Origin of the sequence: Streptomyces sp. NBC_00704 (assembly GCF_036226605.1) — a bacterium.
GTDB lineage: Bacteria > Actinomycetota > Actinomycetes > Streptomycetales > Streptomycetaceae > Streptomyces.
In genome coordinates this window covers 3,728,840-3,750,678 of the sequence record NZ_CP109000.1, presented here as the reverse complement: position 1 = coordinate 3,750,678, position 21,839 = coordinate 3,728,840, and the positions used below count along the sequence as shown (strand labels likewise).

Below are 21,839 nucleotides of genomic sequence, written 5' to 3'. Positions count from 1 at the left end.
CGGCCGGCCCGCGCCCCGACATGTCACGAATATGCGGCCCTTGACCGCAAGGGGCTCGGGGCACTGCCCCGCGCCCACTACCCTGGTGGGGTGACCATTCGCCTGTACGACACCAGCGCCCGGCAGATCCGTGACTTCGTCCCGCTCACACCGGGTTGCGTCTCGATCTACCTCTGCGGCGCGACCGTGCAGGCCGCCCCGCACATCGGGCACGTCCGCTCCTACCTGAACTTCGACATCATGCGCCGCTGGCTCACCCACCGCGGCCTCGACGTCACCTTCGTCCGCAACGTCACCGACATCGACGACAAGATCATCGCCAAGTCGCGCGACCAGGGCCGCCCCTGGTGGGCCATCGGCTACGAGAACGAGCGGGCCTTCAACGACGGCTACCAGGCCCTCGGCTGCCTCCCGCCGACCTACGAGCCGCGCGCCACCGGGCACGTCCCCGAGATGATCGAGATGATGCGCGCCCTCATCGAGCGCGGCCACGCCTACGAGGCCGACGGCAGCGTCTACTTCGACGTGCGCTCCTTCCCCGGTTACCTGGAGCTGTCCAACCAGGACCTCGACGACCTGCGCCAGCCCGCCGAGGAAGGCATCACCGGCAAGCGCGACCCGCGCGACTTCGCGATGTGGAAGGCGAGCAAGCCGGGCGAGCCCGACTGGGAGACCCCCTGGGGCCGCGGCCGCCCCGGCTGGCACCTGGAGTGCTCGGCCATGGCGCACAAGTACCTCGGCTCCGCCTTCGACATCCACGGCGGCGGCCTCGACCTGATCTTCCCGCACCACGAGAACGAGATCGCCCAGGCCAAGGCCTACGGCGACGAGTTCGCCCGGTACTGGGTGCACAACGCCTGGGTCACCATGAGCGGCGAGAAGATGTCGAAGTCGCTGGGCAACAGCGTCCTCGTCTCCGAGATGGTCAAGCAGTGGCGTCCGATCGTCCTGCGCTACTACCTCGGCACCCCGCACTACCGCTCGATGATCGAGTACAGCGAGGAGTCGCTGCGCGAGGCCGAATCGGCGTTCGCGCGGATCGAGGGCTTCGTGCAGCGCGTCGTCGAGAAGGCCGGGGGAGTCGTCGAACCCGCGGCCGAGGTGCCGCCCGCGTTCGCCGAGGCGATGGACGACGACCTGGGCGTCCCCCAGGCGCTGGCCATCGTGCACACGACGGTCCGGCAGGGCAACTCGGCCCTGGCGGCCGACGACAAGGAAGCCGCCGTGGCCCGCCTCGCCGAGGTCCGCGCCATGCTCGGCGTCCTCGGCCTGGACCCCCTCGACGCCCACTGGGCCGGCGAGGAGACCCGGGGCGAGGACCTGCACGGCGTGGTCGACAGCCTCGTACGCCTCGTCCTCGACCAGCGCGAATCCGCCCGCGGCCGCAAGGACTGGGCGACCGCGGACGCCATCCGCGACCAGCTCACCCAGTCCGGCCTCACCATCGAGGACGGCCCGCAGGGCCCGCGCTGGACCCTGGGTCCGCGCTAGGGCGGCCACCGGCCTGTCCTTGATCGACTGTGCCGCCCGGCCCCCCGGGCGGCACACTGCATAAGACGTTCGTACGAAGCTCACGGAGACGAGAGACCCATGGCAGCCAACAACCGCCGCATGTCCGGCAAGAAGGGCGCGCAGGTCGGCAGTGGCGGCCAGCGACGCAAGGGCCTCGAAGGCAGGGGCCCCACCCCGCCCGCCGAGATGCGCAAGAAGCACAAGGCGAACCGCATCGCCAACGCCAAGGCCAAGCAGGCCGCACGCCGCCCCGCGCCCCGCGGCCGCGGCGGCAAGGGCACGTCCGAGATGGTCGTCGGCCGCAACCCCGTCGTCGAGGCGCTGCGCGAGGGCGTCCCCGCGACGACCCTGTACGTCCAGCAGTTCATCGACAACGACGAGCGCGTGCGCGAGGCCCTCCAGCTCGTCGGCGAGCGCGGCGGCATCCACCTCATGGAAGCCCCCCGCCCCGAACTCGACCGCATGACCAACGGCCTCAACCACCAGGGCCTCGTCCTCCAGGTCCCCCCGTACGAGTACGCCCACCCCGAGGACCTGGCCGCGGCCGCCTACGACGGCGGCGAGGACCCCCTCATCGTCGCCCTCGACGGCGTCACCGACCCGCGCAACCTCGGCGCCGTCGTCCGCTCCGTCTCCGCCTTCGGCGGCCACGGCGTCGTCGTCCCCGAGCGCCGCGCCGCCGGCATGACGGCCGGCGCCTGGAAGACGTCCGCCGGCACCGCCGCCCGCACCCCCGTCGCCCGCGCCACCAACCTCACCCGCGCCCTGGAGGCCTACAAGAAGGCCGGCATCGCGATCGTCGGCCTGGCCGCCGACGGAGAACACCAGGTCGGCGACCTGCCCGCACTCGACGGCCCGGTCGTCATCGTCGTCGGCAGCGAGGGCAAGGGCCTGTCCCGGCTCGTCGGCGAGACCTGCGACTTCCGGGTCCGCATCCCGATGCCGGGCGGCGCCGAGTCCCTCAACGCCGGTGTGGCGGCGGGCATCGTGCTCTACGAGGCGTCCCGCCGCAGGAGCTGACGGACGTTCGGGGGGCTTGCGGAAACAGGTCGCACACACATCCGCAAGCTCACCCGAACAGGTCCACCGCGGCGCGTAGTGCAACCTTGACGGAGTCCGGACAGATCCGCCGGGTCAAAGCAGTGTCCTAACGACACGTCACTCGGTTAGATGAGTGTGGACACCAGAACACCCCGCACACCCACGGGGGACCGCTCGTCGGGATTCGACGACGCTCCCGCGCTGAGCATGGTGAAGGTGCCGAGCGACCCGGCGCAGATCATCGTCAGCCACGCGAGCTTCCGCGTGCAGCTCGGCGCGTCGGCGCGGCGAAACCAATCCCCGCGGATCGCCCGGCACGTGAGCGCCATCGATGACACCGCGCGCATCGCCGCCGTCGGCGCGACGGGCAGAGCGGGCGCCGCTGCCGGGGGCCGCCGGCGGGCCGTCGTCTGGAGCGGCAGGTCCGCCCCCGACGACACCGGCGCCCACCGACTGCTGCAAGCCGTGCGGGCAGGCAGTGTCGGCCACCGCGAAGCGCCGACGGCCGACGCCGGAGCCACCCAGGTCATCCCCCGCGTCGACGACCGCGGCTACGACGGCGCACTCGCCGCCCAGACCCTGGAGACCCCGCTCGTCGGCGCCCAGCGCACGCCCGCCGCCGGCGAACACCGCCTCCTGCCGCACATGCGCACCGTCGGCAGCGCCTACGACGAACCCGCCTACGACGACGCCCAGTTCGAGGACTTCGGCGACTCCGGTCACGACGCCGAACCGGCCCGCCGCGGCCGCCGCCAGAGCGACGACCCCGCCCGCCACGCCTACTACCCGGGCCGCCGGATGAACCTCGGCGTGGTCCTGCTCCCCCTGCGCGTCCTGCTCGGCTTCATCGCCATCTACGGCGGCATGGGCAAACTGTGCGACCCCGTCTACTTCGACGGCGGCAAACGCGGCTCCATGGTGAAGTGGCTCAACACCCTGCACCCGTGGGAAGTCGCCGAGCCCCTGCGCCAGTTCGCCCTCCACCACCCCGTCGGCTCCGGCCTCGTCATCGCCTTCCTCCAGGTCGTCGTGGGCGTCCTCACCGTCCTGGGCTGCTGGCAGCGCGTCGCCGCCGCGGTCGGGGCCGGGCTCTCGGCCGCGCTCATCGTCACCGTCAGCTGGAAGACCACCCCGGTCTACGACACCCCCGACATCATCCTTCTGGCCGCCTGGTCGCCGCTGATCATCGCCGGCGCCCCGGTCTACTCCGTCGACGGCCGCCTGGCCGCCGGCGCCTGGCGCCGGCTCGGCCCCCGCGCCGACCTGTGGGACCTGCGCCGCTACGTCCTGCGCCGCGGCGCCCTCGTCACCGCCATCGCCGTCGGACTCACCCTGCTCGTCGGCTCGCTCCTCGGCGGCGCCGTCCGCGACGCCGACCGCGTGGTCGTACCCGGTCCGGGCGAACCCCCGCGCAACGAGCTGCCCGGCTCGCCGCTCCCCGAGCGGTCCGGCTCCCACAAGGCCACCCGGAAGCCCTCCGCGCCCGCCTCGCCCCCCCACGGCTCCGCCTCGGCGTCTCCCACCGCCGGCACCGACAGCGAGCCCTCCAAGGCCCACGACCCCGGCGCCACCGGCGGCTCCGGCGCGGGCGCCCCCAGCCAGACCCAGGGCACCGCGGGACAGGCCCCGCCCCAGCGCTCCACCCCCCAGGAGCACGCCCCCGCCACCAGCTCGGGCCCGTCCTCCGGCGGTTCGGCCTCCTCCGGCGGCTCCACGAGCGGCGGCGGCAACGGCAGCGGCTCCGACGGCGGCTCGTCGTCCTCGGGCCAGCCCGGACTCGTGGGCGGCCTGCTCGGATAGAACGGCCGACCGGGCCGGAACGGCCCCCGCAGAACGACCCGGGTGCCGTGCGCTTAGCAGCGCACGGCACCCGGGTCGTTTCCGTGGCAGCCCTCTCCAGAGACGCTCAGCCGGCGCTCCGCGGGAGATGTCCGGCCGTGCTCAGCGGCGGGCCGCGGCCAGTTCCTTGGCCGCCTCGGTCAGGTCCTTGGCCGTGTCGATGGCCCGCCAGTACGCCCCCTGCGGGATCGGGAACCCGGCCAGCCGCCGCTCCCGGGCCAGATGCGGGAACGTCGTCCGCTCGTGATCGCCGCGCTCCGGCAGCAGCCCGGCGAACTCCGGCGAGAAGACGTACACGCCCGCGTTGATCTCGTTCGTCGTGGGCGGCGCCTCGATGAAGTCGGTGATGTGACCGAACCCGTCGGTCTGCACCGCGCCCCACGGAATCCGCGGACGGGCCAGCGCGAGCGTCGCCATGGCGTCACGCTCGGTGTGGAAGTCGGCCATCTCGCGCAGCGAGAAGCGCGTCCAGATGTCGCCGTTGGTGGCGTACCAGGACCGGTCCGGGTGCGGGAGGCGCGCGGCCGCGTACTTCAGACCGCCGCCGCGGCCCAGCGGCTCCGTCTCCACGACGGTCGTCACCGCCACCGGCAGGTCGGCGGACTTCAGCCAGTCCTGGAGGACCTCGGCGAGATGGCCGCAGGACACGACGACGTCGGTCACGCCCTCCTCGGCGAGCCAGCTCAGCTGATGACCGATGATCGGCGTCCCCGTCCCGGGGATCTCGACCATCGGCTTCGGCCGGTCGTCGGTGTACGGACGCAGCCGGGACCCCTGGCCACCGGCCAGGATGACGGCTTGCGTGGGGCGGGACGCGGCATGCGGATCGGTCATGCCCGCACTGTACGTGCCGCATGAAGCGGGGCGTGCGGCTCCCCCGGTGCCGGAGGAGCCGCACGCCCCGATACGGATGCCGGGCCCGACGACCGGACCCGCTGCCTGGGATCACTGCCTGGGATCACTGTCCGGGATCACTGTCCGGACCGGTGCTGCCGCCCCGCGCCGGGACCGCCGTCCGGGCTCCGGCCCTGTGCCTCGCGCCGTGTCACAGCGCCGTGCCTCAGCCCCGCGCCGCCAGCACGCCCGAGGCGAAGGCCGTGTCGCACACCGGGCGGGCGTACGACTGGGCGCGCGAGGGACCGTACATGCGGACCGCGGCGCGACCGAGGGCGCGGGCGATGGAGGAGCAGTGCCTGGCCAGCGACGGCCGGCCGTTCACGGCGGCCTGGAGATGGGTCAGGGCGGCGCCCGGATCCTTCTCCAGGAGCTCGGCCAGCAACCGGTCGCGCAGGACGTCCTGCGGGGCCTTGGCGGCCTGACGCGAGGACTGGTGCGCGGCGGAGACGTCGGAGGCGGTGAGCACCGAATCCGAGGGGTTCCCCGACCAGTTGACCCGGGTGACCGCGAGGGTCCCGGAGAGCACCATGACGACGGGCAGGACGAGGGCGAGCGAGCGGCCGATCCGGCGGGCTGGGCCGCCCCGGCCGCGGCGCGTGCGCTGGGTGGTGGAGTGGTTCGCGGAGTGCTTCACGCGTGAGAGGGTAGCGTGCAGTAATGATGTGGCGACATTTAGTCACCCGGACGGGGGATGATGTCGTGCTCCGCATTGGGTATTGGGTTGACGAGTGCCCGTCGAAATGTCCGCTGTGCCGGGGATTCAGCGGACGCGGAAGAGGGCCCCGCAGCAGGCTGCGGGGCCCTCTTCATCAATCCGGGTGAACCCCCCGGTTCAATCCTGTGCGTCAGTCCGACAGACGCGCGCCCGTCGACGTCGAGAACACGTGGGTCTCGCCCGCGCGCGGGACGACGTGCAGCGTGCTGCCCTTCTCCGGGACGTCACGCCCGCCGACGCGGACCACGAGGTCCTTCGACTCGGCGCCGACCTTGGCGGTGCCGTACACGAACGCGTCCGAGCCGAGCTCCTCGACCACGTTCACCACGACCGCGAGACCCTGGTCGCCGTCGGGGCCGGCCACGTCGAAGTGCTCCGGGCGGACGCCGACGGTGACCGTCTTGTCGGTGGCCGCGGACAGCGCGTCACGCTGCACCGGCACCACCGAGTTGCCGAACTTCACGCCGCCGTCGGCGATCGGCACCTCGACGAGGTTCATCGCCGGGGAGCCGATGAACCCGGCCACGAACAGGTTCGCCGGACGGTCGTACATGTTGCGCGGGGTGTCGACCTGCTGGAGCAGACCGTCCTTGAGGACTGCCACCCGGTCGCCCATGGTCAGCGCCTCGACCTGGTCGTGGGTGACGTAGACGGTGGTGATGCCGAGGCGGCGCTGGAGCGAGGCGATCTGCGTACGCGTGGAGACGCGGAGCTTGGCGTCCAGGTTCGACAGCGGCTCGTCCATGAGGAAGACCTGCGGCTCACGCACGATCGCGCGGCCCATCGCCACACGCTGGCGCTGACCGCCGGAGAGGGCCTTCGGCTTGCGGTCCAGGTACTCGGTGAGGTCGAGGATCTTCGCCGCCTCCTCGACCTTCTGCCGGATCTCCGCCTTGTTGACGCCGGCGATCTTGAGCGCGAAGCCCATGTTGTCGGCGACCGTCATGTGCGGGTACAGCGCGTAGTTCTGGAACACCATGGCGATGTCCCGGTCCTTCGGCGGCAGGTGCGTCACGTCGCGGTCACCGATGCGGATGGCGCCGCCGTTGACGTCCTCGAGCCCCGCGAGCATCCGGAGCGAGGTGGACTTGCCGCAACCGGACGGACCGACCAGGACGAGGAACTCGCCGTCCGCGATCTCGATGTCCAGTCCGTCGACGGCGGGCTTGGTGGAACCCGGGTAGACCCGGGTCGCCTTGTCGAAAGTGACAGTGGCCATGGCTCGAAGGCCCCCTTCTACCGGCAGGAACGTGCCGGACGATCCGTTGTAGGAAGGTGGTTGGTGTAGTCCACATGAGCGAACTGGGTCAGGACGGTACCTGGCGTTTCCCGGTCTGTCAGCACTTGAGGCCCTGTGAACTTCACCGGAACGTCCGGGACGGCCCCCCGGCCGCCGGCGCGGACGCCCGCCGGGCGCACACCGTCCGGGCCGCACGGCGGGGAGAAGTCCGTGGCCCGCGGAAACAGCGGCTGTGTACAGTGGTGCCGCCTCCGCGCGCGGGTCGTCGCGCGCGATGCCTCCTTAGCTCAGCTGGCCAGAGCAGCGCACTTGTAATGCGCAGGTCGTCGGTTCGAATCCGACAGGGGGCTCCATGAGAAGCCCAGGTCAGGCCGTCTGACCTGGGCTGCACGATACTGGGCCTCGTGAAGCGGCTCACGGGGGTCTCACGGGTTCGGCGGGCGGTGTGGGCGTATGTGCGCCGGGCGCCCGGCACCTATGTGTGGCTGGCCGTCCTGTTCGTCACCACGGTGGCGCTGCACCACATGTCCCCGGAGTTCGAGCGGGAGTTTCTGCGGCAGCGGTCGACGAACATCCATGAGCTGTCGCGGCACCCGGTGCGCGTGCTGGTGGCGAGCGCGATGTGGATCGACGGCGGGCACTGGGTGCCGTACGTGGCGCTGTACTCCGTCTTCCACGCGCAGGCCGAGCGATGGCTCGGGACGGCCCGGTGGCTCGCGGTGTGCGCGGCCGCGCACGTGCTGGCCACGCTGATCAGCGAGGGCGCGCTGGCGCTGGCGATCCAGGACGGGCTGGCGCCGCGGTCGTCGGCCGACACCCTGGACGTGGGGGTGAGCTACGCGCTGGCCGGGGTGGCGGGGGTGCTGGTCCACCGGATCGGCTCGCCGTGGCGGTACGGGTACCTGGCGGGCCTGCTCGTCTTCTTCGGCGCTCCGCTCACCGCCGCGCCGACCTTCACCGACTTCGGGCACTTCCTGTCCGTGCTCGTCGGGCTGGCGTGTTATCCCCTGGTCAGGGGCCGGGAGCGGGAACGGGTGCGGGATCCGCAGGGGACGGGGACGGGTCCCGGTACGGGTACGGGGGCGGCTCCGCCGGGTGGCGTCCGGCCGTGAGCCGGTGCGGGGGAGGGCAGGGGAGGCGGCGCGGGCGCGGGATTGTCAGTGGCGGGGTGCAGCATGGGGGCATGGCGAGGACTGGGGCCGGCAGGACCGGCGGGACGGGCGGGGCCGGCGGCAGGGCGGGCGCCGCGGTGAAGAGGGCGCGGCGGCCCGAGGTGCGGCTGCCGGAGCTGGAGCCGTACGGGGGCGGAGGGCTGGAGCCCGACGGGGACTACGACGGCGTGGAGTGGCGTGAGCTGGACCTCGCCGGGCAGGACGGCGGAGGCGCGCGCTTCATGGACTGCGCGCTGACCGGCTGTGCGCTGGACGGGACGAGGCTGCGCCACGCGCGTTTCCTGGACTCGGTGCTGACCGGTCTGCGGGGGGTCGGCACGGACCTGGCGGAGGCGACCCTGCGGGACGTGGAGCTGCGGGACGCGCGGCTGGGCGGGACCCAGCTGTACGGCGCCGTGCTGGAGCGGGTGGTGGTGCGCGGCGGCAAGATCGACTACCTGAATCTGCGCCAGGCGCGGTTGCGGGACGTCGTCTTCGAGGGGTCTGTGCTGGTCGAGCCCGATTTCGGCGGGGCCCGGCTGGAGCGGGTCGAGTTCGTGGACTGTGCCCTGCGGTCGGCGGATTTCACGGCGGCGACGCTGACGGACGTGGATCTGCGGGGTGCGGTGGAACTGGGCCTCGCGGGGGGTGTGGACCGGTTGTCGGGGGCGGTGATCAGTGCGGGGCAACTGCTGGATCTGGCGCCGGTGCTGGCGGCGGAGCTGGGGATCAGGGTGGAGGGCTGAGCCGGGCGGTGGCTCCGGTCGCGGGTCCGGCTCCAGCCGCGGTCACTTCACGCGGGGGAAGCGGGCCTGGAGCGTCCAGACGGCGGGGTTCTCGCCGAGGTCCTCGTGCAGGTCGGTCAGGTCGGCGAGGAGGTCGTGGAGGAAGTCGCGGGCCTCGCGGCGCAGTTCGGCGTGGGAGAAGGTGAGGGGGGGTTCCTCGGGGGGCATCCAGTCGGCCTCGATGTCGACCCAGCCGAAGCGGCGGCGGAAGAGCATGCGGTCGGTGGACTCGGTGAAGTCGAGTTCCGCGTACTGGGGGCGGGAGGCGCGGGAGCCGGCCGGGTCCTGGTCGATGTGCTCGGCGATGTCGCACAGCGCCCAGGCGAAGTCGAGCACGGGCACCCATCCCCAGGCTGTGGACAGCTCGCGGTCCGCCTTGGTGTCGGCGAGGTAGACGTCGCCGCAGAACAGGTCGTGGCGCAGGGTGCGGACGTCCGCGCGCCGGTAGTCCGTCTGGGGCGGGTCCGGGAAGCGGTTGGAGAGGGCGTAGCCGATGTCGAGCACGTAGGCGATGGTGTCACGCCTCCGTGTGGTCGTCGGACGTCGCCGTAGGATCGCTGTCGTGCCCCGATCCGTACGTCTTGTCACGGTTGCCGCGCTGGTGGCGGGAGGTCTCGTCCTGGTCGCGTGCGACGGCGGTCCGCCGCAGGGCGCGAGGGGCGGTTCCGGTGGTTCCCGGGGCGCGGCGGGCGTCGGCGATCCGTATTTCCCGAAGGCGGGCAACGGCGGGTACGACGTCACGCACTACGGCCTCACGCTGTCTTACGTCCCCGACGGCAGCCGTCTCAGGGGGACGGCGGTGGTCACGGCCCGGGCGACGCAGGACCTGTCCGCGTTCGATCTCGATCTGCTGGGCATGGAGGTCGAGGAGGTGCGGGTCGAGGGGGCGGTCGCGCGGTTCCGCCGGGAGGGCCAGGAACTCGTCGTCCGCCCGTCCGAGGCGCTCGCCGACGGCGAGGTGTTCGAGGTGCGGGTCCGCTATTCGGGCAGCCCGGTCACGATCACCGATGCGGACCGTTCCCGGGAGGGCTGGCTGCGCACGGCGGACGGTGTGCTGGCGCTGGGGGAGCCGACCGGTTCGATGGCCTGGTTCCCGGGCGCGCATCACCCGTCCGACAAGGCGTCGTACGACGTCGCCGTCACCGTCCCGAAGGGGCTGACGGCGGTGTCCAACGGTGAGCTGCGCGGCCGGCGCACGGGGGCGGACGGGCGGACGACGTTCCTGTGGCACACGGCGGAGCCGATGGCGAGTTACGCGGCGACGCTGGCGATCGGCCGTTTCACCGTGACCACGTCCGTGCTGGGGGGCGGCCTGCCGGCGTATGTGGCGGTCGATCCCTCGCAGGCGGCGGCGAGTCGTGCGGTGCTGGCCCGGCTTCCCGAGGTCATGGGCTGGGCGCGGGACAGCTTCGGGCCGTACCCCTTCTCCTCGGTGGGGGCGATCGTGGACCGGCCGGGTGACGCGGGGTACGCGCTGGAGACGCAGAACCGGCCGGTCTTCCCCGGCGCGCCCGGCATGGAGACGTTCGTCCACGAGATCGCGCATCAGTGGTTCGGGGTGTCCGTCACGCCGGGGAGCTGGCGGGACATGTGGCTCAGCGAGGGGCTGGCGACGTACGCCGAGTGGCTGTGGACGGAGGACGAGGGCGGGGCGACGGCGGAGGAGACGTTCCGGGAGCTGTACGACCACGGTGCGGACGTGTACGAGGACCTGTGGGACTTCCCGCCGGCGAAGCCGCCGGGGGCCGCGCACATCTCCGACGCGCCGGTCTACCAGCGGGGCGCGATGGTCGTCCACCGTGTCCGGCAGGCCCTCCACGACGACGACGCCTTCTACGACCTGCTGCGGGGGTGGGCGGCGGCCCGTCGCCATGGCAACGCCCGCACGGAGGACTTCACGGCGTTCGTCGAGAAGCGGGCGCCGGACGTGGACTTCGACGGGATCTGGTCGCAGTGGCTGTACGGGGAGGGCCGGCCGCCGCGCCCGTGAGGCCCGGCGGGTGTGCACCGAGGGGGCGGCCGGGACCGGTCCTGGGCGGTGGGCCGTCTCCCGGACGTCTAGGAGCGGCCGCCGGCAGGGGCCGCCGTCTGCGGTGGCGGCGGGGTCAGCGGTTTGCGCAGGACGGTGCAGGGGCGGCCGAGTTGGCGGTCGGGCCGGTGGCCGATGACCTCGTATCCGAGGGCGGTCCAGAAGGCGAGGCCCTTGGGGTTGGCGTCGAGGACGGCGAGCCGGACGGCGGTGTGGCCGGCCGTGCGCAGTCGTTCCTCGACGCGTTCGGCGATGCGGCGTCCGTATCCCTGGCCCTGCGCGGCGGCGTCGACCATGAGCAGCCCGATCCAGGGGTCGGGGTCCGCGGGGTCGGGGTGCCGTGCGAGCGTGACGGCGATGCCGACGAGGCGGCCCCGGCTGCGGGCGAGCAGTGCCTCGACGTGCGGCTCGGCCAGCTCGTCGGCGAGGGCCGCGGCCACCTGCTCGGGCCGGATGTCGTCCGGGTCGGGGAAGTCGCCGCTGAGGGCGTGGTATTCGCGGTGGGAGGCGTAGAGGGCGGTGAGTTCGGTGAGGAGGGGGCCGGGGATGTCGCGGTCCGGGGTGAGGCGCAGCGCGTCCAGGTGCATGGCCGCAGGCTAGGCGGGGGCGGCCGTCCGCGGAGAGCCGCCCGGGCCTTCCGGGGCGTGGGGCGCGGCCGGACGCGGGCCGCCCCGCCCGGCGGAGGTGCTGGGCGGGGCGGGGCGGTCCGGGATCGCTGTGCTGCTGTGGTGCCGTGGTGCCGGGGGTCTCGGGGTCAGACGCTGACGCCGAAGTCCTGGGCGATGCCGACGAGGCCGGAGGCGTAGCCCTGGCCGACCGCGCGGAACTTCCACTCGGCGCCGTTGCGGTACAGCTCGCCGAAGACCATGGCGGTCTCGGTGGCCGCGTCCTCGGAGAGGTCGTAGCGGGCGATCTCGGCGCCGCCGGCCTGGTTGACGATGCGGATGTAGGCGTTGCGGACCTGGCCGAAGTTCTGCGAGCGGTTCTCCGCGTCGTAGATGGAGACCGGGAAGACGATCTTCTCGACGTCGGCGGGGAGGCCGGCCAGGTTGACGTTGATCGCCTCGTCGTCGCCCGCGCCCTCGCCGGTGCGGTTGTCGCCGGTGTGGACGATGGTCTGGTCCGGCGTCTGCTTGTTGTTGAAGAAGACGAAGTGACCGTCGGAGTAGACCTTGCCCTGGGGGTTGACCGCGATCGCGGAGGCGTCGAGGTCGAAGTCCGTGCCGGTGGTGGTGCGGACGTCCCAGCCGAGGCCCACGGTGACGGCGGTCAGGCCCGGAGCCTCCTTGGTGAGCGAGACGTTGCCACCCTTGGACAGGCTTACAGCCATGGTTGGGAGTCCTTCCCTCGTTTTTTGTACGGCTTCGCGGGCACGAAGCTACAGCTATCCCTATGAACGCAGCGAAGGCCGGTCAAGGTTCCCGGCGTGCCCGCGTTTCTTTACTTTCTTTACCAAGAGATATTCGCGTGACTCGGACCGGGCCGGAGCGGGAACATGGTCGGCATGTCTGGTCCCTATGTCGTCCGCGGCTCCGTCTCGCTTCCCGAGGCCGAGCTGATGTGGCGTTTCTCGCGGTCTTCGGGGCCGGGCGGGCAGCACGTCAACACGAGTGACTCGCAGGTGGAGCTGCGCTTCGACGTGGAGCGCACCGAGGCGCTGCCCGAGGTGTGGAAGGCGCGGGCGCTGGAGCGGCTGGCGGGCCGGCTCGTCGACGGCGTCGTCACCGTCCGGTCCTCCGAGCACCGTTCCCAGTGGCGCAACCGGGAGACCGCGGCGGTGCGTCTGGCCGCGCAGCTCGCGGAGGCGACCGCGCCGCCGCCCAAGCCGCGCCGGCCGACCCGTATCCCGCGCGGGATCAACGAGCGGCGGCTGCGGCAGAAGAAGCAGCGTTCGGAGACGAAGCGGGGCCGGACGGGCCGGGACTGGGGCTGAGCGGCGCGGCGTCGTCCCGCCCGGTCCCGACGTGCCGTGGCGTCCGGCGTCCGGCTGTCACGTTCCAGGCGTGTCGTGCGTCATTCCCGTGACTGTGGCGATCACGTCGGCCGGATGCGGATGCGGATGCGGATGCGGGTTCCGGTTCGCGGCCGGCTTCCGGAGGGTGACGAGGGATGCGACCGATGACGACGACGGATGACGACGGCTTCCTGGCCGAGTCCTTCGAGGCGCACCGCGGGCGGCTGCGCGCCGTGGCGCACCGGATGCTGGGTTCGGCCGCGGAGGCGGACGACGCGGTGCAGGAGGCGTGGGTGCGGCTCAGCCGGAACGCCGGGCGGGGCGAGGCCGGGGGCATCGGCAATCTCGGGGGATGGCTGACGACGGTCGTCGGCCGGGTGTGCCTGGACATGCTGCGTTCGCGCCGCTCGCGTGCCGAGGAGCCGTTGGAGAGCTGGACGCCGGGGGTGGCGGCGGAGCCCGATCCGGCGCAGGACGCGCTGCTCGCGGAGTCCGTGGGCACGGCCCTGCTGGTGGTCCTGGACACGTTGTCCCCGGCGGAGCGGCTGGCGTTCGTGCTGCACGATCTGTTCGGGGTGCCGTTCGAGGAGGTGGCGGGGATCGTCGACCGGAGTCCGGAGGCGGCCCGGCAGCTGGCCAGCAGGGCTCGTCGGCGGGTGCGGGGGGCGGCGGAGCCGGAGGTCGACCCGGTCCGCCGGCGCCGGGTGGTGGACGCCTTCCTGACGGCGGCCCGGGAGGGGGACTTCGACGGGTTGCTGGCGGTGCTGGATCCGGATGTCGTGGCCCGCTCGGAGACGCTGGTGACGGCGGGCGCGAGCGCGGTGGCCCGGGGGGCGTCGGGTTTCGCCCGGCTCTCGTTCGTGGCCGGGCCCGCTCTGGTGGACGGTGCGACGGGACTGGCGGTGCTGGTGGACGGCCGGGTGGAGCGCACGCTCGCCTTCACCTTCGTCCGGGACCGGATCGCCCTGATCGACGTCACGACCGACCCGGCGCGGCTGGCCCGGCTGGAGGTGACGCTGCTGCCGCCCGACGGGGACGGCGACCGGGACGGGGACCAGCCCGCTGAAGCCCCGCTCTAGTCCAGAGTGAGGACGCCGACGGTCTCGCCGTCGCTCTTCTCGCCCGTCCTGCGGAAGCCGAGGCGCAGGTAGAAGTCCTCGGGGCCGTGTTCTCCCTCGTGCCAGGTCACGTACATCTCCCCGGCGCCGCGGCGGCGCAGTTCCGCGGCGACGGCCTCGACGGCGAAGCGGCCGTAGCCGCAGCCCTGTTCGCCGGCGGCGATGTTCAGCCGCCACAGGCCGGAGCGGATCAGGCTGCCGTCGCCGCGGCCGTTCCAGTCGATGTCGAGGAACGCCATGAGGAAGCCGACGGTCCGGTCGCCGTCCATGATCAGCCGCGGCCAGGCGACGCCCGGGTGGACGTAGGCCTCGGCGAGGGACTTCATGACGGGCGAGACCGCGAACTCCTGGTCGGGGTGGACGCGGACGGCCGTCGCCGCCTCGAAGTTCGCGGCGGTGATCTCCACGAGGCGCAGGGGGGAACTCGTGGCGGTCGCCCCGGCGGCGGAGTCTGTCGTCCCTGTCATGTCCGGCACCCTAAGCGCGTGGTTCCCGGTCCGGCCACGGCATTTCCGCCGGGGTCAGCCCAACTGGCGGTAGCGGCCCCGGAAGTAGACCAGGGGGCCGCCGTGCGCGTCGGGGACGGCCGCGGTCAGCACGCGGCCGATCACCAGGGTGTGGTCGCCCGCGGTCACGTGCTGTTCGGTGCGGCATTCCAGGGTGGCCAGCGCGCCGCCGAGGAGGAGGGCGCCGCCGGCCTCGCCGCGCACGCAGGGGAGGTCCTCGAAGAGGAGACGGTCGCTGATGCGGCCCTTCATGGCGAAGCGGCCGGCGATGTGGCGCTGGTGCTCGGAGAGCACCGACACGGCCCACAGCGGCTGTTCGTCGAGCAGGTCGTCCATGCGGGAGCCGGTGCGCAGGCCGACCAGGACGAGCGGCGGGTCGAGGGAGACGGACACGAAGGACGTCGCCGTCATGCCGACGTCCTCGGCGTCCGGGGCGCCGGGGTCGTCGGGGTCGAGGGAGGGTTCGCGCGCGGTCACCAGGACCACGCCGTCGGCGAGCCGGGACATGGCGGCGCGGAACTCGTCGTTGCTCACCCCCTCAGGATGCACGGCAGGGGTCTTCGGCACGGTGTTGAGCAGATCGGGGGACACATCCGAAACGCTAGTGTCCGATCATTGCGCCCCGCATCGGACCTCCGCCCGAGTAGGGTCGTAGGACCGCGGACCGAATCCGGTCTCTGTCCGTGTTCAGAAAACGCACAGGAAAAACGCGGAAACTCCACTCAAATGTTCATGTTTGGCTGTGACTTGAGTCACAAGACGTACTAATTGTTGACCCTGTGTACCGAGTGAGCAGCGCGCTGTGATTCAGTGGCGGAGGCGTCACAAGGAGACACACACCGACAACAGAGCACCAGAAACGACGTTGCGCCGAAGACAACCCTTGATTCGCTGCGAAGTCTCGGGGGGAGGGCGAAACACATGGAGACCGAGTCGGAGCCGTACGTCCGTCTTGCGTCCCTGCGACAGCTGCACCAGGTCATGGCCGACATGAACACGGCCCGCAGCCTGGCCGACACACTGCAGACCGTCGCCGACGGCGTGGTCACGGCACTCGGGTACGAGCTGGCGTGCGTCAATCTCGTGCGTCCCGACGGCGATCTCGTCGTCGCCGCCTTCGCCGGGAATCCCGCCGCCGAGGCCCTCATCACCGGCCGGGTCGGCTCGCGCGACTCCTGGGAGCGCCGCCTCTCCATGGGCGAGACCTGGGGCGACCTGATCTTCATCCCCCACACCGAGGGCTGGATCCTCGACGACGACGACGTCCCGCAGTGGTACACCGACGGCCCCGCGCCCCGCTTCGAGGACGAGTGGCACCCCTCGGACCGGCTCTTCGCCCCCATGTACACGCCCGCGGCCCCCGGCAGCGGCGGCGCCTGCGGCGAGCTGATCGGCGTCCTGTCCGTGGACCGGCCGCGCAACGGGCGCCGTCCGGGCGCATGGGGACGCGAAGCGCTCCAGATGTACGCCTTCCAGGCCGCCATCGCGATCAGCAACGCGCGGCTGCGTGCCAACATGCAACGCGCACTGGTCAGGCTCGAACGCGAGCAGCAGGCCCTGCGCGCCAGTGAGGAATCCTTCCGCCAGGCTTTCGAGTACGCCCCCTCAGGCATGGCGATAGCCGAGATGGGCGGCGACCAGCACGGTCGAATACTGCGCACCAACGACGCCCTGTGCCGCCTGCTGGGCCGCCCCGCCTCCGCGATGCGCCGCTACTCCTTCTCCGACCTCGTCCACCCCGAGGACATAGGCACCCTGCTCCGCACCTCGGCGGAGGGCGGCCGCGCGGAACTGCGCCTCGCCCGCCGCGACGGCACCTACCTCTGGGTCAGCCTGCGCAACTCCGTGGTCGCGGACGCCGCCGACGGGCCGCGTTTCCTGCTCACCCACGTCGAGGACATAGAGGACCGCAAGCGCCGCGAGCTCCAGCTCGCCCACCGCGCCTCGCACGACTCCCTCACCGGCCTGCCGAACTCCGCGGAACTGCGCTCGCGGCTGTCCGCCCGCCTCTGCCGGCGCCCCCAGTCGACCCACCCCGCCGCCGTCGACGCCATGGACTCCGGCTACGCGCACACCGCCTTCGACGCCGACGCCGACGACCACGGCTTCGACTACCGGCCCGGCGGCGCCGAGTCCGCCGAGTCCTTCGACGGCTACGACCACCACGTGCACACCGCCGCCCCCGAGGACGACCGCGACGACGGTGCCAAGGGACTCGCGGTCCTCTTCTGCGACCTCGACGGCTTCAAGTCGATCAACGACCGCTTCGGGCACAACGCGGGCGACGCGGTCCTCATCGAGGTCGCCCGCCGCCTCTCCCGCCAGGTCCGCGACGGCGACACCGTCGCCCGGCTCGGCGGCGACGAGTTCGTGATCCTCGCCGACGGCCTCGGCCGCGCCGACGCCGCCGACCTCGCCGTCCGGCTGCGCAACGAGATCATCCAGCCCATCCGGGCCGAGGGCCGGGCCGTCCGGGTCGGCGCCAGCTTCGGCATCGGCTGGGCGCATTGCGGGATGACCGCGGACGAAGTGCTGAAGTCCGCCGACGAGCGCATGTACGTCGAGAAACGATCTCGTCCCAAACAGCACAGACGCGCGGGATGATCACCAGGTCAGCGGCCCCGCCCTCCTGCCGTTGCGATCCGAGTCACCCGTTTGGGGGGTGCGGACCGGGTAGGCTCGCAGTTCCCACACGTATGGATCCGCGTACGCGTGTCGCATCCGCCCCGCACTGTTGAGGAGTACGAAGGGATGACGCCCGGCAACAACGGCGCGAGCCCGCCCGAGGACGACGACCCGTTCGGCTACCTCTACGCCGACGGCCAGGCCAACGGCGCGCAACCGCCCTCCGGCGGCGGCTACGGCTACCCGAACTCGGTCAGCCGGGTGCGCGCGGTCGGCGAGCGCCGCAACGGACAGCAGTCGCAGCAGCAGACCGCGCAGTACGGGCAGCCGCCCGTGGTCCCGCAGCAGCAGGGCGCGTACGGCCAGCCGAACGCGCACTACGCCGCGCCCGAGAACTTCGGCGGCGGCGGCCCCTCCACCGGCCGGCAGCCCGTGCACAACGGCGGCGGCCGCGGCCGCGGCCCCAACACCAAGGGCCTGCTGATCGGCGCGGTCGCGGTGGTCGCCGCGGTCGTGATCGGCATCGCGGTGGCCATGGCGGGCGGCGACGACGACCCGGACGACAACAAGGCGAGCGACCAGCCGTCGTCCTCGACCGCCGCTACCGGAAGCCCGTCGCCGAGCGCGTCGGCCTCCGAGGACGACAGCAAGGCGGACCTTCCGGCCATCGACGCGAAGGCGCTGAGTCTCGAGGGCGGTACCTCGCTGGCTTCGGACGTCAAGGGCGCGAAGGCGGCCGGAGGCACCTATGTCGCCAACTTCAACCATGTCGGTGCGGCCGTCACCTGGAGCGTCAGCGGGATCCCCGAGGACGGCAAGTACACCCTGAACCTCACCTACGGCGTGCCCGGCAAGGACGGGGACGCCACGCTCACGGTCAACGGCACGCCCCAGGACCGCCCTCTCAACATGAAGAACTTCGCCCATGCCCCCGAGGGCGACTACGCGAAGGGCTGGACGAACACCTGGGGGAACATCATCCTCAACAAGGGCACCAACACCATCAAGATCTCATGCGAGCAGGGCAACGTCTGCGACGCCAACCTCGACCAGCTGTCGCTCGAGGCGGGCTGGAAGTAGCGGGCGCCGCCTCTCAGGCCGCGCTTTCCTCGCGCGTGGCCGAGATCCGCGGCAGCAGTTCCCCGTAGGCCGCCCGGTCGAACTCGCCCGCTGCCGGGGAGAGCACGGTCGCCGCGGACAGGGCTGCCGCCCGGGTCAGGCGGTCCGGCCAGGGGAGATGTTCGACCAGGCCCGACAGCAGGCCCGCGCAGACGGAGTCGCCCGCGCCCGTGGGGTTGCCGTGGACGCGGGCCGGCGGGATGGCGCGCCAGCGGCCCTCCGGGGTCGCCGCGACCAGGCCCCCGGCGCCGAGCGAGGCCACCACCGACTGCGCCCCGCGCCTGCGCGCGTCCTGGGTCGCGCGCAACGGCTCGTGGGAGCCGGTGAGTTCGGCCAGTTCCTCGGCGTTCGGCTTGACGATGTCGGGGCGGGCGGCGACCCCGCGGCGCAGCGGCTCGCCGCTGGTGTCCAGCAGCACGGGGACGCCCGCGGCCCGCGCCTCGCGCACCAGGAGCGCGTACGCGCCCACCGGCACCCCCGGCGGCAGGCTGCCGCACAGGGCCACCGCGTCGGCGTCGGCGAGCAGGTGCCCGTAGGCGTCCTGGAAGGCGGTCCACTCGGCCGGCGCGATGACCGGGCCGGGTTCATTGAGCTGCGTGGTGTCGCCGGCGCCGGAGTCGACGACGGCGATCGTGCGGCGGGTGGCGCCGGCGACCGGCACGAGCGCGTCCGTCACCCCCGCTGTGCCGCCGAGCAGTTCCCGCACGCGCCGGCCGGTGGCGCCGCCCGTGAAGCCGGTCGCCGTCACCTCGTGGCCGAGGGCGGCCAGTACGCGGGCGACGTTGAGCCCCTTGCCGCCGGGCCGCTCCCGCACGTCGCTCACCCGGTGGGAGGCGTGCGGCCGCAGGGCGGGCACGTGATACGTGAGGTCGAGAGCGGTGTTCAGGGTGACGGTGAGGATCACCGGGGCCGACCTCCCTCGGCGGGCACGTGTGCGGGGGCTTCGGTACCGCGGTGCGCGATTCCGGAGGCCTGATCATGCCAAAGAGACGGCGGCCGGCCCAGTGCTCGGGTCGGCCACCGTCGCGGTGGAGGCGGACGTTTCAGGCCAGTCGGGGATCCACCACCCAAACCCCCTTGCGCATCACGCCCTTGACCTCGAAGTCCTCGTCGAGCAGGACCAGGTCGGCGTCCTTGCCGGGTTCCAGGGAGCCGATCCGGTCGTCCAGGCCCAGCAGGCGGGCCGGGTTGGCGGACAGGGCCGCGACGACGTCCTCGACCGGGATGCGGTCGACCGTCACCGCCCGCTGGAAGGCGCGGTCCAGGGTGAGGGTGGAGCCGGCGATCGAGCCGCCCTCCACGAGACGCGCCACGCCCTCGCTGACCTCGACCTCGAGCGGGCCGAGCAGGTAGCGGCCGTCGCCGATGCCGGCGGCGTCCATCGCGTCGGTGATGAACGCGACGCGGCCCGGGCCCGCGTGACGGAACGCCAGTTCCAGGGCGGCCGGGTGCAGGTGCGTGCCGTCGTTGATCAGTTCGACGGTCACCCGCTCGTCCTCCAGCAGGGCGGCGATCGGGCCGGGGGCGCGGTGCCCGAGGGGCGGCATCGCGTTGAAGAGGTGGGTGGCGACGGTGGCTCCGGCCTCGATGGCCTGAACCGTCTGCTCGTAGGTGGCGTCGGTGTGGCCGACGGCGGCGATCACGCCGTGCTCGGCGAGCAGGCGTACGGAGTCCAGGCCGCCGGGGAGTTCCGTCGCCAGGGTGAGCATCCTGGCCTGGCCGCGCGCCGCGTCGATCAGCTTGCGGACCTCGGCCGGGTCGGGGTCGCGCAGCAGGGCCTCGGAGTGCGCGCCCTTGCGGCACGGGGAGATGAAGGGGCCCTCGAAGTGGATGCCGGCCAGGTCGCCCTGTTCGGCCAGCTCGCTCAGCAGGCCGGCCTGGCGGACGAGGACGTCCATGTCGTCGGTGACGGTCGAGGCGACGAGGGTGGTGGTGCCGTGCAGGCGGTGGGTGTGGATGGCCCTCTCGACGTCCTGTGCGGTGCCGGAGAAGGAGGCTCCGCCGCCGCCGTGGTTGTGCAGGTCGACGAAGCCGGGCACCAGCCAGTGGCCGGAGACGTCGACGACGGTTCCCCGCGGGGCGCCGGGCGGGTCGTCGGCGGTGATCTTCGTGCCGTCGATCGTGACGCGGCCGGCCGGCACCGTGCCGGTGGGGAGCACCACCCGGGCGCCGGTCAGCACCTGCCTGCGTGCGCCGGTCGCGGGCCGCGGGTGCGTGGTGGCCGGTCGCGCGCTCGCGGCGGGGCCGCTCGCTGTCGCGTTCCGCGCCCCTAGGGGGGTGGCCATCAGGGGGTTACCTCCGTACGGTCGGTCGGGTCGAGGAGATCGCGGGCGAGCAGGGCGGCCCCCAGGCAGCCGGCGCTGTCGCCCAGGGCCGCGGGGACGATCCGCGGAAGCGTCTGGAAGGTCACCCGTCGGCGGACCGCTTCGCGCAGCGGTGTGAACAAGGTTTCCCCGGCTTCCGCGAGCCCGCCACCGATGACGAGCGTGCGCGGGTCCAGCAGGGTGACGGCGGTGATCAGGCCGTCGGCGAGGGCGTCCACGGCGTGTTGCCAGACCCGGACGGCGTCGGGGTCGGCGGAGACGACGGCCTTCGCGCAGTGCGCGGCGTCCGCGTCGGGGTCGCCGCTCGCCGCCGCCCAGGCCTGGCCGACGGCGGCGGCGGACGCGTACCGCTCCAGGCAGCCGCGCTGCCCGCAGGGGCAGGGGATTCCGCCGGGGCGTACGACGATGTGGCCGATCTCGCCGGCGAAGCCGTGGGCGCCCGCCTCGACCCGGCCGTCGACGCCGATCGCGCCGGCGATGCCGGTGCCCAGGGCCACGAACAGGAACCGGTCCGCGCCGCGGCCCGCGCCGACGCGGCCCTCGGCGAGGCCGCCGGTGCGCACGTCGTGGCCGAGGGCGACGGGGATCCCGAGGCGTTCGGCGAGCCGTGCGCGCAGGGGGACGTCCCGCCAGCCCAGGTTGGCGGCGTAGACGGCGACGCCGTTCGCCTCGTCGACGATGCCGGGGACGGCGACAGCGGCCGCCGAGGCGGGTTCGCCGAACTGCCGGACGCCGTGTTCGCGCAGGTCGGCGGCGAAGCCGAGGATGGCGTCGACCACGGCGTCGGGGCCGCGCTCGCGGCCGGTGGCGCGGCGGGCGCGGTGCAGCACGGCGCCGTCGGCGCCCACGAGGGCGGCCTTCATCCCGGTGCCGCCCACGTCCAGGGCGATGACATGTCTCACGGGGACAGTGTGGCCCGAGGACCCGCAAGAGGTCTAGTCCACTTACGTGGTGTAGACCTTACTCCGGATAACGGATCCATTG

General features: G+C 72.8%; 21 protein-coding genes and 1 tRNA gene. 11 read left to right on the top strand and 11 right to left on the bottom strand.

What is annotated here, in order from left to right:
• Positions 1–90 precede the first annotated feature (90 nt).
• The 3 genes from cysS (at position 91) to OG802_RS16260 (ending at position 4,353) form a co-directional block, all read left to right on the top strand.
• On the top strand, positions 91–1,491 hold the full coding sequence (gene cysS, locus OG802_RS16270; protein WP_329411266.1) for a cysteine--tRNA ligase: 1,401 nt from the start codon (positions 91–93) through the stop codon (positions 1,489–1,491).
• Positions 1,492–1,590: 99 nt separating this feature from the next.
• Positions 1,591–2,532 carry a 23S rRNA (guanosine(2251)-2'-O)-methyltransferase RlmB gene (gene rlmB, locus OG802_RS16265; protein WP_329411264.1) on the top strand — a complete coding sequence of 314 codons (942 nt, stop codon included), beginning with the start codon at positions 1,591–1,593 and terminating at the stop codon, positions 2,530–2,532.
• A gap of 150 nt (positions 2,533–2,682) precedes the next feature.
• Positions 2,683–4,353, top strand: coding sequence for a DoxX family membrane protein (locus OG802_RS16260; RefSeq protein ID WP_329411262.1), 1,671 nt, complete (start codon positions 2,683–2,685; stop codon positions 4,351–4,353).
• A gap of 141 nt (positions 4,354–4,494) precedes the next feature.
• Here the strand turns inward: OG802_RS16260 and OG802_RS16255 are convergent, their stop codons facing one another.
• The 3 genes from OG802_RS16255 to OG802_RS16245 form a co-directional block, all read right to left on the bottom strand.
• Entirely contained in the window at positions 4,495–5,226 is a 732-nt protein-coding gene (locus tag OG802_RS16255) for a nucleotidyltransferase family protein (protein ID WP_329411261.1), read from the bottom strand.
• 226 nt (positions 5,227–5,452) lie between these two features.
• Entirely contained in the window at positions 5,453–5,923 is a 471-nt protein-coding gene (locus tag OG802_RS16250; RefSeq protein WP_329411259.1) for a hypothetical protein, read from the bottom strand.
• 211 nt (positions 5,924–6,134) lie between these two features.
• Positions 6,135–7,223 (bottom strand): ABC transporter ATP-binding protein, encoded by a 1,089-nt coding sequence (locus OG802_RS16245; protein ID WP_069770563.1) that lies wholly within the window; start codon positions 7,221–7,223, stop codon positions 6,135–6,137.
• 297 nt (positions 7,224–7,520) lie between these two features.
• Here OG802_RS16245 and OG802_RS16240 point away from each other — a divergent pair.
• The 3 genes from OG802_RS16240 to OG802_RS16230 all read left to right on the top strand — a co-directional run bounded on the left by OG802_RS16240 (position 7,521) and on the right by OG802_RS16230 (position 9,141).
• Positions 7,521–7,597: transfer RNA gene (locus tag OG802_RS16240), tRNA-Thr, on the top strand.
• Between the two features lie 51 nt (positions 7,598–7,648).
• Complete coding sequence (locus OG802_RS16235) at positions 7,649–8,356, top strand: rhomboid-like protein (protein ID WP_329411258.1); 708 nt, start codon at positions 7,649–7,651, stop codon at positions 8,354–8,356.
• A gap of 71 nt (positions 8,357–8,427) precedes the next feature.
• Positions 8,428–9,141 (top strand): pentapeptide repeat-containing protein, encoded by a 714-nt coding sequence (locus OG802_RS16230; protein ID WP_329411257.1) that lies wholly within the window; start codon positions 8,428–8,430, stop codon positions 9,139–9,141.
• A 42-nt stretch (positions 9,142–9,183) separates the two neighbouring features.
• Here the strand turns inward: OG802_RS16230 and OG802_RS16225 are convergent, their stop codons facing one another.
• Positions 9,184–9,684 carry a hypothetical protein gene (locus OG802_RS16225; protein WP_329411256.1) on the bottom strand — a complete coding sequence of 167 codons (501 nt, stop codon included), beginning with the start codon at positions 9,682–9,684 and terminating at the stop codon, positions 9,184–9,186.
• A 58-nt stretch (positions 9,685–9,742) separates the two neighbouring features.
• Here OG802_RS16225 and OG802_RS16220 point away from each other — a divergent pair, with 58 nt between their 5' ends.
• Positions 9,743–11,170, top strand: a complete 1,428-nt coding sequence (locus OG802_RS16220) for a M1 family metallopeptidase (protein ID WP_329411255.1) — start codon at positions 9,743–9,745, stop codon at positions 11,168–11,170.
• A gap of 68 nt (positions 11,171–11,238) precedes the next feature.
• Here OG802_RS16220 and OG802_RS16215 read toward each other — a convergent pair whose 3' ends face one another.
• Together OG802_RS16215 and OG802_RS16210 are read right to left on the bottom strand one after the other, a co-directional pair.
• Positions 11,239–11,796, bottom strand: coding sequence for a GNAT family N-acetyltransferase (locus OG802_RS16215; RefSeq protein ID WP_329411253.1), 558 nt, complete (start codon positions 11,794–11,796; stop codon positions 11,239–11,241).
• A 167-nt stretch (positions 11,797–11,963) separates the two neighbouring features.
• Positions 11,964–12,539, bottom strand: coding sequence for a TerD family protein (locus OG802_RS16210; RefSeq protein WP_121402233.1), 576 nt, complete (start codon positions 12,537–12,539; stop codon positions 11,964–11,966).
• A 165-nt stretch (positions 12,540–12,704) separates the two neighbouring features.
• On the opposite strand from OG802_RS16210, the gene arfB reads away from it, so the two are divergent.
• Positions 12,705–13,142, top strand: coding sequence for an alternative ribosome rescue aminoacyl-tRNA hydrolase ArfB (gene arfB, locus OG802_RS16205; protein ID WP_329411250.1), 438 nt, complete (start codon positions 12,705–12,707; stop codon positions 13,140–13,142).
• Positions 13,143–13,327: 185 nt separating this feature from the next.
• Positions 13,328–14,242, top strand: coding sequence for a sigma-70 family RNA polymerase sigma factor (locus OG802_RS16200; protein WP_329411249.1), 915 nt, complete (start codon positions 13,328–13,330; stop codon positions 14,240–14,242).
• On the opposite strand, the gene OG802_RS16195 is transcribed toward OG802_RS16200, so the two are convergent.
• Positions 14,239–14,748 carry a GNAT family N-acetyltransferase gene (locus OG802_RS16195; protein ID WP_329411248.1) on the bottom strand — a complete coding sequence of 170 codons (510 nt, stop codon included), beginning with the start codon at positions 14,746–14,748 and terminating at the stop codon, positions 14,239–14,241. The two genes, OG802_RS16200 and OG802_RS16195, sit on opposite strands and share 4 nt — an antisense overlap.
• A 54-nt stretch (positions 14,749–14,802) precedes the next feature.
• Positions 14,803–15,378: a flavin reductase family protein gene (locus OG802_RS16190; RefSeq protein ID WP_329411247.1), complete on the bottom strand. Its 576-nt coding sequence runs from the start codon at positions 15,376–15,378 to the stop codon at positions 14,803–14,805.
• A 330-nt stretch (positions 15,379–15,708) separates the two neighbouring features.
• Between OG802_RS16190 and cdgB the strand changes: the two genes are divergently transcribed.
• Both cdgB and OG802_RS16180 read left to right on the top strand, forming a co-directional pair.
• Positions 15,709–17,391 (top strand): diguanylate cyclase CdgB, encoded by a 1,683-nt coding sequence (cdgB, locus tag OG802_RS16185; protein WP_329411246.1) that lies wholly within the window; start codon positions 15,709–15,711, stop codon positions 17,389–17,391.
• A 147-nt stretch (positions 17,392–17,538) separates the two neighbouring features.
• The gene (locus OG802_RS16180; RefSeq protein WP_329411245.1) at positions 17,539–18,492 is read left to right on the top strand and encodes a CBM35 domain-containing protein; all 954 of its coding nucleotides are present in this window, start codon (positions 17,539–17,541) and stop codon (positions 18,490–18,492) included.
• Between the two features lie 13 nt (positions 18,493–18,505).
• Here the strand turns inward: OG802_RS16180 and OG802_RS16175 are convergent, their stop codons facing one another.
• The 3 genes from OG802_RS16175 to OG802_RS16165 form a co-directional block, all read right to left on the bottom strand.
• A complete protein-coding gene (locus OG802_RS16175) occupies positions 18,506–19,435 on the bottom strand; it encodes a 1-phosphofructokinase family hexose kinase (protein ID WP_329411244.1) in 930 nt (309 codons plus the stop codon).
• A gap of 139 nt (positions 19,436–19,574) precedes the next feature.
• A complete protein-coding gene (gene nagA / locus OG802_RS16170; RefSeq protein WP_443055255.1) occupies positions 19,575–20,816 on the bottom strand; it encodes an N-acetylglucosamine-6-phosphate deacetylase in 1,242 nt (413 codons plus the stop codon).
• Positions 20,816–21,757, bottom strand: a complete 942-nt coding sequence (locus OG802_RS16165) for an ROK family protein (protein WP_329411242.1) — start codon at positions 21,755–21,757, stop codon at positions 20,816–20,818. The genes nagA and OG802_RS16165 overlap by 1 nt, the downstream gene beginning before the upstream one ends.
• Positions 21,758–21,839: the final 82 nt, after the last annotated feature.